Source organism: Rhizobium sp. H4 (genome assembly GCF_003013335.1).
GTDB lineage: Bacteria > Pseudomonadota > Alphaproteobacteria > Rhizobiales > Rhizobiaceae > Rhizobium > Rhizobium sophoriradicis.
In genome coordinates, this window is record NZ_PSOW01000002.1 from 48,490 (window position 1) to 61,400 (window position 12,911).

At 61.9% G+C, this 12,911-nt stretch carries 11 protein-coding genes and 1 pseudogene; 6 read left to right on the forward strand and 6 right to left on the reverse strand.

The genetic code is table 11. The features are described 5' to 3' along the window. Positions 1–125: 125 nt before the first annotated feature. Positions 126–857 carry an AzlC family ABC transporter permease gene (locus C4N04_RS02980; protein WP_106795403.1) on the forward strand — a complete coding sequence of 244 codons (732 nt, stop codon included), beginning with the start codon at positions 126–128 and terminating at the stop codon, positions 855–857. Between the two features lie 3 nt (positions 858–860). Then, on the forward strand, positions 861–1,169 hold the full coding sequence (locus C4N04_RS02985) for an AzlD family protein (protein WP_106795404.1): 309 nt from the start codon (positions 861–863) through the stop codon (positions 1,167–1,169). A gap of 25 nt (positions 1,170–1,194) precedes the next feature. Here the strand turns inward: C4N04_RS02985 and C4N04_RS02990 are convergent, their stop codons facing one another. Continuing rightward, positions 1,195–3,030 carry an aminopeptidase P family protein gene (locus tag C4N04_RS02990; RefSeq protein WP_106795526.1) on the reverse strand — a complete coding sequence of 612 codons (1,836 nt, stop codon included), beginning with the start codon at positions 3,028–3,030 and terminating at the stop codon, positions 1,195–1,197. 278 nt (positions 3,031–3,308) lie between these two features. Between C4N04_RS02990 and C4N04_RS31745 the strand changes: the two genes are divergently transcribed. Further along, on the forward strand, positions 3,309–3,482 hold the full coding sequence (locus C4N04_RS31745; protein WP_009996123.1) for a hypothetical protein: 174 nt from the start codon (positions 3,309–3,311) through the stop codon (positions 3,480–3,482). Between the two features lie 406 nt (positions 3,483–3,888). Here the strand turns inward: C4N04_RS31745 and C4N04_RS02995 are convergent, their stop codons facing one another. Next, positions 3,889–4,767, reverse strand: a complete 879-nt coding sequence (locus C4N04_RS02995; protein WP_009996126.1) for a 50S ribosomal protein L11 methyltransferase — start codon at positions 4,765–4,767, stop codon at positions 3,889–3,891. Positions 4,768–4,835: 68 nt separating this feature from the next. Continuing rightward, positions 4,836–5,438, reverse strand: coding sequence for an SCO family protein (locus tag C4N04_RS03000; protein WP_077993009.1), 603 nt, complete (start codon positions 5,436–5,438; stop codon positions 4,836–4,838). Positions 5,439–5,825: 387 nt separating this feature from the next. On the opposite strand from C4N04_RS03000, the gene C4N04_RS03005 reads away from it, so the two are divergent. Both C4N04_RS03005 and C4N04_RS03010 read left to right on the forward strand, forming a co-directional pair. Further along, on the forward strand, positions 5,826–7,790 hold the full coding sequence (locus tag C4N04_RS03005) for a methyl-accepting chemotaxis protein (protein ID WP_077993010.1): 1,965 nt from the start codon (positions 5,826–5,828) through the stop codon (positions 7,788–7,790). A gap of 2 nt (positions 7,791–7,792) precedes the next feature. Beyond that, the gene (locus tag C4N04_RS03010) at positions 7,793–8,260 is read left to right on the forward strand and encodes a chemotaxis protein CheW (RefSeq protein WP_004668786.1); all 468 of its coding nucleotides are present in this window, start codon (positions 7,793–7,795) and stop codon (positions 8,258–8,260) included. Positions 8,261–8,553: 293 nt separating this feature from the next. On the opposite strand, the gene C4N04_RS03015 is transcribed toward C4N04_RS03010, so the two are convergent. Both C4N04_RS03015 and C4N04_RS03020 read right to left on the reverse strand, forming a co-directional pair. Then, on the reverse strand, positions 8,554–9,048 hold the full coding sequence (locus tag C4N04_RS03015) for a CreA family protein (RefSeq protein WP_077993011.1): 495 nt from the start codon (positions 9,046–9,048) through the stop codon (positions 8,554–8,556). Between the two features lie 107 nt (positions 9,049–9,155). Continuing rightward, on the reverse strand, positions 9,156–9,746 hold the full coding sequence (locus tag C4N04_RS03020; RefSeq protein WP_106795405.1) for a 3'-5' exonuclease: 591 nt from the start codon (positions 9,744–9,746) through the stop codon (positions 9,156–9,158). Between the two features lie 281 nt (positions 9,747–10,027). Here C4N04_RS03020 and C4N04_RS03025 point away from each other — a divergent pair. Then, positions 10,028–10,563, forward strand: a pseudogene (locus C4N04_RS03025) (GNAT family N-acetyltransferase). 32 nt (positions 10,564–10,595) lie between these two features. On the opposite strand, the gene ligA reads toward C4N04_RS03025, so the two are convergent. Next, entirely contained in the window at positions 10,596–12,752 is a 2,157-nt protein-coding gene (gene ligA, locus C4N04_RS03030) for an NAD-dependent DNA ligase LigA (RefSeq protein ID WP_077993018.1), read from the reverse strand. Between the last annotated feature and the right edge of the window lie 159 nt (positions 12,753–12,911).

Below are 12,911 nucleotides of genomic sequence, written 5' to 3' on the forward strand. Positions count from 1 at the left end.
TCTCCGCCGGTTACGATCAGTAGGTTGATGCTTCAGCGAAATCGATTGATCAATCAACGAAATTCAATTGCCGTTGCAGATCGCAGACCATAAGGGAAAACTGAATTTCCAAAAGGATCATCCAGATGAATCGCGCCGACTTTGTTGAAGGTTTGCGAGGAGGCTCCGCCGTTGCGCTGGCGTCGGCGCCCTTCGGCGCTCTGTTCGGGGCGCTGGCGGTCGAAAACGGGATGTCGCTTGCCGAAGCCGCCTTCATGAGCGCCACGGTCTATGCCGGCGCCAGCCAGATGGTCGGCATCGAGCTCTTCGGCCACAATGTCCACGCCTGGCTGATCGTGCTGTCAATCCTCGCCGTCAATTTTCGCCACGTGCTCTACTCGGCGGCGCTCGCGCGCTATATCGGCCATTTCACGCCGGTGCAGAAATTCTTCACCTTCTTCCTGCTCGTCGATCCGCAATTTGCCGAAGCTGTGAAGCGCAGCGAGGCCGGAAAACCGCTGACCTTCGCCTGGTATTTCGGCTTCGGCATCATCATCTACATTCCATGGGTGCTGATCAGTATCGCCGGCGGCATGCTCGGTGGCTTCATCGGCGACCCCAAGGCGATCGGCCTCGACATCCTGCTGCCGGCCTATTTCCTCGGCATCGTCCTCGGTTTCCGCAAGCGCGACAATTTCCTGCCCGTGGCGCTCGTCAGCGCGGTGGCTTCCGTCCTCGCCTATCGTTATGTCGGCTCGCCCTGGCATGTGAGCCTCGGCGCGGCTGCCGGTATCGTGCTCGCCGCCCTGCTGCCATTGCCCCGGCAGGAGCCGGATCTGGAAGCCGATGCCCTGCAATCCGAAGTGCATGAGGTCTGAGCCATGGAATTCGATCTTCACATGGCGCTCGTCATCCTCGCCGCCGCTGCCGCCACCTTCGCCACCCGCATCGGCGGCTATGTCCTTATCACCCGAATGAAGAGCATCCCGCCGCGCATGGAGGCGGCGCTGAACGCCGTGCCGGCCGCTGTTCTGACGACGCTGGTCGCACCTGCCTTCTTCATCGGCGGCTGGGATACGAAGCTGGCGCTCGCCGTCGCTCTCTTCGTCGGCCTGCGTTTCACCCATACATGGATGCTGGTCGCCGCCTGGATCGTCGTGATGATATGGCGCCATAGCGCCGGCGCCTAACGCCGGCGTTCAGGCGCGATAATCCCTAATATTCCAAGGGCAGCGTCGCGTTCTCGAGCCATGCCCTGACGTCGTGATCGTGGATCAGCGGCATCAGCGCCTCGCGCGTGCGGCGGTGATAATCATTGAACCAGTGCAGCTCGTCATGAGTCAGAAGCTCGGGGATGACGAGGCTGCGGTCGATCGGGCAGAAAGTCAGCGTCTCGAAGCCGAGCATGGCCATGTCGCCGCCCTCGATCTCCTCGGCGCCGCGCACATAGATCAGGTTTTCGATGCGGATGCCGAAGCTGCCGGGCCGATAGTAACCCGGTTCGTTCGAAAGGATCATGCCGGGCAGCAGCTCCTGCGTCGAAAGCCTGGAGATGCGCTGCGGCCCCTCATGCACCGAGAGATAGGAGCCGACGCCGTGGCCCGTACCATGGGCGAAATCGGCCCCCGCCCGCCACAGCGCGATACGGGCCAGCGGATCGAGGTCGCAGCCGCGCGTACCCCTAGGAAAACGCGCCGTGCTGATCTGGATCATGCCCTTCAGCACCAGCGTGAAGAAGCGGCGATGCTCCTGCGAAACCGCGCCTATGCCGACGGTGCGGGTGATGTCGGTCGTGCCGTTGATATATTGCGCGCCGGAATCGATCAGGAAGAGTTCGCCGGCCTCGATCATCCGGTCGGTCTCGGTCGTCACGCGGTAATGCATGATCGCCGCATGTTCGCCGGCGCCCGATATCGTATCGAAGGAAATGTCCTTCAGCGGGTTCTGCATGTTCTGGCCGACGCGGGCACGCGCCGCTTCGAGCCGTTCGGCAGCGGCGATCTCGCTGACCGTGCCGGGTTTTTCCTGCGACAGCCAGTAGAGGAATTCCACCATCGCCGCCCCATCCTGCAGATGCGCGGCGGCCGAGCCGTTGATTTCGACGTCGTTCTTTACCGCCCGCGGCAGCTTGGCGGGATCGGCCCCTTCCACCGCCTCGCCGCCCGCCTTGCGGATGATCTCGGCGAGGGCATAGGAAGCGATATCGGGATCGATCAGCACGCGGCCCCCATCCCTCGAAACAGCGACAAGCCGCTCTTCCAGCGCCAAAGGCGGCAGCTGGGTGCAGATCTGCCCAAGATAGGCCTCCGGTTCGATGCCGGTCTTGCGCTTGTCAAGGAAGAGCTCGGCCCGCCCGTCGGCGAGGATGATGGCACGCGCCAGCGGATGCGGCGTGTGCGGCACGTCGGCGCCACGGATGTTGAAGATCCAGGCGACCGAAGAGGGATCGGCAATCAGCACCGCCGCGAGGTTCTTCTTCGTAAGATTGGCAGCGATCGTCGCGATCTTGTCGCTCGCCAGCACTCCGGCCTGGGCGACATTCTGGATGGTCACGGCGCCGAGCGGCTCGGCCGGCCGGTCGCTCCAGAGCCTGTCGAGCGGGTTGTGCGGCACGAGGATCAGCGTGCCGCCGATCTCCGCAAGCGCCTTTTCCAGACGGCGAACCTCGGCGCCGGAATGCAGCCAGGGATCGATGCCGAGTTTGAGACCCTTGGCGCCATTTGCGGCAAGCCAGACATGCGGCGGCTCGTTGACGAGATCGCCGCCTGAAAACACCGAACCGTCGACCTGTTCGGCAAGCTGCGTCACATAGCGCCCGTCGACGAAGACGATCGCCTGCGCACGCAGGATAAGCGCAACGCCCGCCGAACCGGTAAAGCCCGTCAGCCATGCCAGCCGCTCCGAGCATGCTGGAACATATTCGCCGTTGAATTCATCGGCGCGCGGCACGAGGAAGGCGTCGATGCCCAGCGAATCGAAAGTCGCGCGCAGTGCCGATACCCGTTCCCTGCCGAAATGCGGCGTGGAGGTGACGTCGAAGGACTGAAACATGCTGAAAACCCGAATGTTTGAGACGAATCCGGTTAATGGGATGGCGGCCATGTTAGCGAAATTTCAATCGATGGGGAGAAAAAGCGACGAAACGAGTCGAAAGCGTCGAGCCCGCTCAGCATTTTGACAGAACTGTGACGACAAAAGTCAATTTGCCACGCGCATTGCATTGGCCGCATGGCTCCCATGAGCAAAACCCTCTGCCTCCGCATTTCAGAATAGCTATATAGACGCCATCGAACGGTTCGGACGAACCAGCAAACAAAGGATTTTTTGAAATGACCGCCTCTCTCTCGCGCTTCGCATACAGCAGCCCGGTGCAGGCTGGCGAACGCCAGACCGTGCGTCACGTGATCGGCGCCCGCCGCCCGCAGAACGAGGATAGCCTCAAGCTGCTCGGTGCCGGCCAGCGCGTCACGCGCCACCAGGGCGCCACAAGCTACGCGTTCTGAACCTGAAAGCCGTCCGTCTCCTCCCCGGACCGGCCTATTGGAATGCAGTAGAGCCCGCTCGAGCGCTCCTCCTCCTTCGAGCTCGCGGGCATTGACCGGATAGACCGGTCCAAGGCGGTGCCACTGGCGCCGCCTTTTTTGTTGTGCTGGGCAAGTTCTGCTATTTTCGGGGTAGCGCAGAGCGGTTTCGCATCGGCGAGATGCACAACCTCTCCTCCCTCATCCCTGTGCTCGTCACAGGGATCCAGCGCGCCCAAGTCCTTGGGCGCAGGAGACTCTTCAAGGTCTGATGGAGTCTTTCACGGCGCGGACGCGCCGTGGCTGGATTCCTGTGACGAGCACAGGAATGAGGGTGGGGAGAAGACGCCGCGCCTCAACAAGCGGACTGCAGACCCAGCCCAAAAACTCACGGCCGGTCTAAATGGATCGTCACCCAGCCGTTCCGCCAGATCGTCCTGACGTGCCGGAGCCTCGCGCCGCTATAGGCGGCAATCACCTTCCATCGCTGCGCAGCCAAAATCCCCGAAAGAATCACCGAACCGCCCGGCGCAAGATGGGCGGCAAGCTGCGGCGCCATGCGGATCAGCGGCCGGGCGAGGATGTTGGCGATGATGAGATCGAACGGACCATGCTCGGAAAAGGCCGTGGAATGAAAACCCGGCGCGGTTCTGGTGACGATGCCCGAGGCGATGCCGTTGCGGCGAACGTTTTCGGCCGCCACCCGCGTTGCAATTGGGTCGATGTCGGTGGCCAGTACCGGTATGTTCTTGAGCTTACGCACCGCAATCGCCAGCACACCGCTGCCGGTGCCGAGATCGAGCGCGTTGCGGACGCGGCGGGATCGCACCACACGATCGATCACTTCGAGGCAGCCGGCCGTCGTGCCGTGATGGCCGGTGCCGAAGGCCTGGCCGGCATCGATCTCGATGGCGATGTCGCCGGGGCGGACCTTGTCGCGGTCATGCGAGCCATGCACTAGAAAACGCCCTGCCCTGACCGGCTTCAGTCCTTCCAGCGATCTCACCACCCAATCAACGTCGGGGATGACCTCCCGCAGCAGCTGAGCATCGGGAAAGGCGCTTTGCAGCGCCGCTTCGATGCGAGAGCGCACGTCCGCCTCGTCCTCGGTCATCATGTAGACCGAGGCCTCCCAAATATCCTTCTTCTCATCGATTTCAGTGGTGCCGATGGCAAAGTCTTCTTCGCCGAAGACTTCGCTCAGGAGGTCGAGGATCGATTCGGCCTGGCTTTCGGTCGTCGACACGTAGAGGCGGATTTCACTCACGTTAGGCGGTCTTTCCCGTTTCCGTTGCCCGCCACCGGTCGAGCCAGCGCCCTATCACGCTGAAGCTGTCACCCTTTGCTGACGAGATTCTCCAGCTTCTTTACCGCCGTGTCCGGGTTTTCGCCATAGGCGATCGTCCCCGCAAATCGTCCAGCCGAATCAAGAAGGAAAACCGAGGCATAATGATCCATCGTATAGTCGCCGTTCGGATCCTTATCGTCGACAGGCACCTTCTTGGCGTAAATGCGGAAACCTTTGATGACCTCGGTGACCTTATCCGGCGGACCGGAAATGCCGATGATGCGCTTGGAAACATTGGAGACATATTGATTGATAACTTCGGGCGTGTCGCGCTCGGGATCGACGGTCACGAAATAGGCCTGCAGCTTGGTTCCGTCCGGATCGACCTTCTCCATCCAGCCGTTCAACTCGTACAGCGTCGTCGGGCAAACTTCGGGGCAATGGGTGAAGCCGAAGAACAGCGCCGTCGGCTTGCCGCGCAGCGCCTGCTCGGTGATCGGCTGTCCGCTTTGGGAGACGAGCGTGAAAGGCACGCCATAGGGAGCTTCCGCCACCACGTCTTTCGATGTGTCGAGATTGAGTGTGACCCAACCGAGAATCCCGGCCAGTATCAGGACGCCGACCCAGATGGCGATGCGGAATGTCTTCATTGGCACTGTCCTCGTCCGGGCCGAATATGTCCGGCTGCTCTTGCCCGCTGATATAGTCCCGACCAGACGGGCGCAATTCAACATTATGTTTTCTGACCCGTGATGAATTGTCTCACCGACCAAGCCCGCCGGCAACGGGCTATCCATCGATCAGTCCCGGAGATGGAGCAAAAAATCACATGCTTTTAATGGCTTGCCGCGGAGGCCTATCAGCGATCTCAAGATAAACATCGTTAGGAAAGACTTAAGCCGTCCTATCTATATTTAACATTGCGTGCGGCCCCATCGAGCCGTTCTGACATGAAGTCTGCCGCGTGGCGAAAACCCCGGACATCCGCATGAGGGTAGAAAAGCATAAACCCGAGCGGTTTGTGGAAGGGTCTTTTCATGACGAATTCAGCAGTGCGCAAGAGCCTGTCGGTCAGCCAGCGGCTCTGGACGCTCGGCGGCGCCGCTTTTGTGGGTTTCGGAACGATGCTCGCCGTGGGCTGGTACGAAAACACGCGCATCGACGCCGGCCTGCGCCGCGCCACCGAGATCCAGGCGAGTGTCGACCGTATCAACGACATGCGGCTTGCCAACCTGACGATGGTGCTGGCCGCCATGGACATCATCGTCGACAAGGATGACAAGGCGGTAGCGCCGGAGCGTATCAAGCTGATTGCCGATTCTCTGGCCGTCCTATCCAACGGCTCGAAAGACATACGTCTGCTGGCCGACGAGATAAATGCCGGCGCCCTGCTGAAGAACTACGACGCCGACGTCGCCGAGATGGGCAAGGCGATCCAGACCGATCTCGTCGCGCTGGTCCAGCAAGGTGCGCCCGACGCGGCGTTCGACAAGATCGACGACACGATCGACGGCGCCGGCGAGGAGCTGACGAAGACGCTCGACAAGCTTGCCGCCGATGGTGCCGTATTTGCCCATCAGCATGTCCAGGCCGCCAATGCCATATCGCAACGTGCCCTCTTCCTGCAGATCGGACTCGGCATCCTCGCCATCCTCACCATGAGCGTCCTGCAATATATCCATGGCGGATCGATCCGCCGCGGCATCACAGCCGTGAGCGAAAGCATGCGGCGCATCATAGGCGGCGATCTCACCAGCAACGTTGCGGAAAAGGCCCGCGGCGACGAGATCGGCGACATGGCCCGCGCCGCCGACGCCTTCCGCCTTGCCGCCATCGAAAAGCGCGACCTCGAAGCGCAGAGCCAGAACGACAGGCAGCGCAGCGACGCCGAGCACCGCGCCCGCGAAGCCGCCAAGCTTGCCGACGCCGAGGCCCTGAACGCCGCCGTCGCCGCGCTCGGCGCCGGCCTCACCCGTCTGTCGGGCGGCGACGTTACCGTTACGATCGACCAGCCGTTCCGCGAGGAGCTGGAGCGTCTGCGCCTGGATTTCAATCAGACGACGGCGACGCTGCGCAAGGCGATGAGCGACATTGCCCTCAACAGCAGCTCGATCGAAGCCAACAGCCGTCAGATGCGCGCCGCAGCCGACGATCTTGCCAAGCGCACCGAGCAGCAGGCCGCTTCGCTGGAAGAGACCTCGGCCGCCCTCGACCAGATCACCGCCACCGTCCGCAATGCGACCAACCGCGCCGAGGAAGTCGGCCACATGGTCTCGCATACCCGTCAGAACACGGCGAAATCGGACATCGTCGTCGGCGATGCGATGGCCGCGATGGAACGGATAGAAGGTGCTTCCCGTGAGATCGGCAAGATCATCAACGTCATCGACGAAATCGCTTTCCAGACGAACCTGCTGGCGCTCAACGCCGGCGTCGAGGCGGCGCGTGCCGGTGAGGCCGGCAAGGGCTTCGCCGTCGTTGCCCAGGAAGTGCGCGAACTCGCCGGCCGCGCCGCGGGTGCTGCCAAGGATATCAAGGCCTTGATCGGAAAATCCGGCGAGGAAGTGAAGATCGGCGGCGAACTGGTAACAGCCGCCGGTGAAGCGCTTCGCCAGATCGGCGAAGATGTTCTGCGCATCGACGAACATGTTAAATCAATCGTAACCTCTGCGCGCGAACAATCGGTCGGACTGAACGAGATCAACACATCGATCAGCCAGATGGATCAGGTCACGCAGAAGAACGCGGCCATGGTGGAAGAGACGAACGCCGCAAGCCATACGCTCGCCATCGACGCGGAAAACCTGACGCAGCTGATCAAGCAGTTCAAAACCGGCGAGGGCATGAGCGCCCGGCAAACGCCGCGAGAGGCAACCGCCGCCTCGCATTCGAGACCTTCTCCCGCGCGCAGCCTGATCGGCAAGGTCGCGGGCGCATTCAACGGCGGCTCTGCTGCCAAAGTCATCGCCTCACCCGCCGGGGACAACTGGGAAGAATTCTGACCATGAACAACAACGCCATCAAACAGTCGGGCGCTTATCTCGAAATCGTTTCGTTCCATCTGGGCGACCAGGAATTCTGCATCGACATCATGGCCATCCGCGAAATCCGCGGCTGGGCACCGGTGACGCCGATGCCGCATACTCCGCCTTACGTGCTGGGCCTCATCAACCTGCGCGGCGCGGTGATCCCGGTCATCGACATGGCCTGCCGCCTTGGCATGAAGATGACCGAACCTTCGGAGCGCTCGGCAATCATCGTCACCGACATCGCCGGCAAGCTGGTGGGGCTGCTGGTCGAGCAGGTTTCCGACATGATGACCATCAAGAGCGAAGACCTGCAGCCGCCGCCGGAAATCATCCCGGAAGCCCAGCGCGCCTTCTGCCGCGGCATCGTCGCGCTTGAGAAGACCATGGTCTGCTTCCTCAACCTCGATACCGTGATTGCCGACGAGCTGAATCAGGCGGCTTGAAATTTATCGCTGAACGGAATGCGAAGGCCCGGCTCGTCCGGGCCTTTTTGTTTGAAAAGACCGACTTGCCACCAATCTCTTCAGAGCCATGGCACGGCCCATCCTCCCTCATCTCTGTGCTCGTCACAGAGATCCAGCCACCGCGCGTCCGCGCGGTGAATGACCTCACTTGCAGCAGATAGAAGAGTCTCTTGCGCCCAAGGACTTGGGCGCGCTGGATTCCTGTGACAGGCACAGGAATGAGGGCGAGGAGGAAGCAATGCACTGCCCCGAAATCGAACGCTACCCTCGCCTTATTGCGGCTTCCCATTCTTCCAGGTGACGTTCTGCCCGTAGAGCGGAATCGTCGAAATCGACATCTTCGCCGAGCCATCCGTCAGCTCCCTGGAATGGGCGAGGTAGATCAGCGTGTCGTTCGCCTTGTCATAGATGCGGTTGACGACCAGCGTCTTCCAGATCAGCGACATGCCTTGGCGGAACACTTCGCTGCCGTCTTTGGACACGTCGATATTGCCGACCTCGATCGGTCCGGTCTGCCGGCAGGCAATGGAATTGTTAGACGGATCTTCGAACCAGTTGCCTTTCTTGAACCTGTCGATCAGGCTGCGGTCGAAATACGTGACATGGCAGGTGACCCCCTTGACCTCGGGATCGGAGACTGCCTCGACGATGATGTCGTTGCCGATCCAGTCAACCCCGACCTTACCGACGACTTCGGCCGAGACGGCGCCCGCTGAAAGCGCGAAAAGAGAGAGGGCAGCAAAGAAAAGGTTGCGCGGCTTGGACATGGCAGCTCCCTGGAGCGCCGCGCGTCCGACGGGACGCGCCAAAGGCGCTCTATCGCTTGATCGGCGCCTTCTAGATAAGCACGCGCCCCTGCTTTGCAAGAAACCGCTCAGGCCTTTCGGCAAGTGCAGGGGGCATAGCCGCGCGCCATCAGCCGCCCCGGCGTCATGCCGATCAGTGCCGGGATCGCCTCGACGGCTTTCGCCTTGACTGCCTTGGCCATCTCGATCGCCGCTGCCGCGCAAACGGCGGCATCCTCGGCGGCGTTGTGGTGCATGAAGCGCAGGCCGAGATGCTCGGCGATCAGGTTCAGCCGGTGCGAGAGAAAATGCGGCCAGATCCGCTGCGCCATCTTCAGGCTGCAGAGGTAGGTCAGTTCGGGATAGGACTGCCGGTAGAGATCGAGGCTCGCCCGCCAGACGCTGAAATCGAAGGCGGCATTATGCGCAATCATCGTCGCGCCCCTGAAATCGTCATGGAACTCATCCATCACCTCGGGAAACTCCGGCGCATCCTCGACATCTTCCGGCCGGATGCCGTGAACGGCGATGTTCATCCCGGAAAAGCGCATCTCCCGCGGCCGGATCAGCCGTTCCTCGACGCGTATCACCCTGCCCTCTTCGATCCAGGCAAGGCCGACGGAACAGGCGCTGCCGCGCTGCTCGTTCGCCGTCTCGAAATCAATCGCAATGGTCTTCAATGCCGCGTCCGAATCGTTTCACCTGCCACAGGAATAGCGCTCGGCTTGCGGCCGCGCAAATTGCCCACGCGCGTCGGTTGACATTTCGCGACAGATATCCAAAATTGCTACTCATGATCGGTTCCGTGACCATGGCAGCGCTTATCCATCACACCACGACCCTTGAAGGGTATGCCGGAGCAATGGCGCGTTAACAGCGATCCGATCACCCCGAAACCCTGCTGAGGCGAGCAGGGTTTTCGGAAACCGGCTCTCCTCTTGAACCCCAAGGAGAGCATCCAATGTCCGAAAATGAAGAGAATGGACCGAGCCGCCGAGCGCGCTTGCCGGAGGGCATCCTGGTGCGTTCAGTCCGCCTTTCCGATGCGGAAGAACTCACCGATCTCATGAATTTGCCGGGCTACCGCGCCGGCACGTTGCGGCCGCCCTACCAAAGGGTCGAAGAGGTTCGCAAGCGCATGGAAAATCCCTCGCCGGGCGCGCTCAATCTCGTCGTCACGCTGAACGGCAAGATCGTCGGCAATTGCGGCCTCAACCGTCTCGGCGGCCGCCGGCAGCACGTCGCCAGCGTCGGCATGGGCGTGCATGACGATTTCACCGGCCGCGGCTTCGGACGCATCCTGCTCGGTCGATGGTCGAGGCCGCCGACGACTGGCTTGACGTCAAGCGGCTGGAACTGACCGTCTATACCGACAACGACGCCGCGATCAGCCTCTATGAGAAATTCGGCTTCGAACGGGAAGGCCTGCTGAAGGCCTTCGGCTTTCGATCGGGACAGTATGTCGACGCCTATACAATGGCGCGGTTGAGACCTTGAACGGACGAGGCTGACGGCCCGCCGTCAGCCTCTCACCCGCTGATCAGCGCCAGCCATTCGTCCTCGTCCATCGTCTGCACGCCGAGTTCGCGCGCCTTGTCGAGCTTGGAGCCGGCGCCGGGGCCGGCGACGACGATGTCGGTCTTCTTCGACACCGATCCCGCCACCTTGGCGCCGAGGCTTTCCGCCCTCGCCTTCGCCTCGTCACGCGTGAATTTTTCCAGCGAACCGGTAAAGACCACCGTTTTGCCGGCGACCGGACTTCCCGCCGTCACCGGCTGTTCGGCCTCCTGTGGCGTCACCTCATCAAGCAGGCGGGTAATCACCTCGATATTGAGCGGCTCCTTGTAGAACTCGACCATGGCGCGCGCCACGACCTCGCCGATGCCCTCGATGGCGTTGAGATCGTTCCAGGCGTCGCCGGACAGCGGTGCTGCTTCCCTCATCGCCGTGGCAAATGCTTCATAGGTGCCGTAGGAGCGCGCCAGCAGCTTCGCCGTGGTCTCGCCGACATGACGGATGCCGAGCGCATAGATGAAGCGGTGAAGCGCGATGCTGCGCCGTTCGTTGATCGCGGCATAGAGCTTGCCGACGCTGACCTTGCCGAAGCCGTCGATATTCTCCAGCTTGGTCAGCGATTGCTGCTGGCGCTTCTCCAGCGTGAAGATCTCGGGCGCGGTGCGGATCTGCAGCGACGCGTCCTCGTGTTCGAAGAAGAAGTCGATCTGCTTCGACCCGAGCCCCTCGATATCGAAGGCGTTACGGGAGACGAAGTGCTTCAGATGTTCCGTCGCCTGCGCCCGGCAGATGAAGCCGCCGGTGCAGCGGCGCACCGAATCCATCTTGCCGGTCTTCTCGTTGACCTCGCGCACGGCATGCGAGCCGCAGACCGGGCAGGTCTTCGGAAACTCGTATGAGCGGGCGTCGGCCGCGCGTTTTTCCATCACCACGTCGAGGATCTGCGGAATGACGTCGCCGGCACGCTGGACGATCACCGTATCGCCCTCGCGAATATCGTGCTCCTCCGGCCGGATACGCTCGCCGCTATTGCCGATGCCCTTGATGTAATCCTCATTGTGCAGCGTCGCATTGGTGACGACGACGCCGCCGACCGTGATCGGCTTCAGCCGCGCCACCGGCGTCAGCGCGCCGGTGCGGCCGACCTGGATCTCGATCTTCTCGACCTCGGTGAAGGCCTGCTCGGCCGGAAACTTGTGCGCCGTTGCCCAGCGCGGCGACCGCGAGCGGAAGCCGAGGCGCCGCTGTAATTCGAGGCTGTCGACTTTATAGACGACGCCGTCGATGTCGTAGTCGAGATCCGGGCGCTCAAGGCCGATCTCGTCATAATGTGCCAGAATGTCGGCGACCGAATTCAGCCGCTTCATCAGCGGATTGACAGGAAAGCCCCAGTCCTTGAAGGTCTGCACCATGCCGAACTGCGTATCTTCAGGCATCTCCGACATCTCGCCCCAGGCATAGGCAAAAAATTTCAGCTTGCGGCTCGCCGTCACCTTGGCGTCGAGCTGGCGGAGCGATCCGGCGGCCGTATTGCGCGGATTGACGTAGGTCTGCTTACCCTCCGCCTCCATCTGCCGGTTCAGCGCCAGGAAGTCGCTCTTGGCCATGTAGACCTCGCCGCGGATTTCGACCACGGCGGGAACGCCCTTCGGCAGCTCGTTGGGGATCTCGGCGATCGTCCGGATGTTGGCGGTGACGTTCTCCCCCGTCGTGCCGTCGCCGCGCGTGGCGGCGGTTACCAGCCTGCCGTTCTCGTAGCGAATCGACATCGACAGACCATCGATCTTCGGTTCGGCGGTAAAGGCGATCGACTGGTCCGGCAGCCGGCCGAGGAAGCGATAGACGCCGGCGACGAAATCCTGCACGTCCTCCTGCGAAAACGTGTTGTCGAGCGACAGCATCGGCCGCGCGTGAGTGACCGGCGAGAAGGTGACGGAAGGAGCGGCACCGACATGCCGCGACGGGCTGTCCTCGCGGATCAGCTCGGGAAACCGCGCCTCCAGCGCATCGTTGCGGCGCTTCAGCGCGTCGTAATCGGCATCCGATATCTCCGGCTGGTCCTTGCCGTGGTAGAGCGCATCATGATGCGCGATCTCCTTGGCCAGCCGCTCGAGCTCGGCGGCAGCCTCTTCGATCGTCAACGTGTCGACGGCGGAACCTTCGGTGGACATCGGACATCACTCCAGGGAATCTGGCCAGAAAATCTGGATTGTTTTTAGAGCAAAATTTCCGGATGAAAAGAGAGACCGAATAGGCTGCATGCCGGATGGCCCGCTATCGGACAGGGCCGCCCACCACTCCGCCCTCATCCCAGTGCTCGTCACAGGGAT

Bases quoted from the DNA above. Each gene is read 5' to 3' on its own strand.
- C4N04_RS02980 (WP_106795403.1), top strand. From the start codon at position 126: ATGAATCGCGCCGACTTTGTTGAAGGTTTGCGAGGAGGCTCCGCCGTT.
- C4N04_RS02985 (WP_106795404.1), top strand. From the start codon at position 861: ATGGAATTCGATCTTCACATGGCGCTCGTCATCCTCGCCGCCGCTGCC.
- C4N04_RS02990 (WP_106795526.1), bottom strand. From the start codon at position 3,030: ATGTTTCAGTCCTTCGACGTCACCTCCACGCCGCATTTCGGCAGGGAA.
- C4N04_RS31745 (WP_009996123.1), top strand. From the start codon at position 3,309: ATGACCGCCTCTCTCTCGCGCTTCGCATACAGCAGCCCGGTGCAGGCT.
- C4N04_RS03000 (WP_077993009.1), bottom strand. From the start codon at position 5,438: ATGAAGACATTCCGCATCGCCATCTGGGTCGGCGTCCTGATACTGGCC.
- C4N04_RS03005 (WP_077993010.1), top strand. From the start codon at position 5,826: ATGACGAATTCAGCAGTGCGCAAGAGCCTGTCGGTCAGCCAGCGGCTC.
- C4N04_RS03010 (WP_004668786.1), top strand. From the start codon at position 7,793: ATGAACAACAACGCCATCAAACAGTCGGGCGCTTATCTCGAAATCGTT.
- C4N04_RS03015 (WP_077993011.1), bottom strand. From the start codon at position 9,048: ATGTCCAAGCCGCGCAACCTTTTCTTTGCTGCCCTCTCTCTTTTCGCG.
- ligA (WP_077993018.1), bottom strand. From the start codon at position 12,752: ATGTCCACCGAAGGTTCCGCCGTCGACACGTTGACGATCGAAGAGGCT.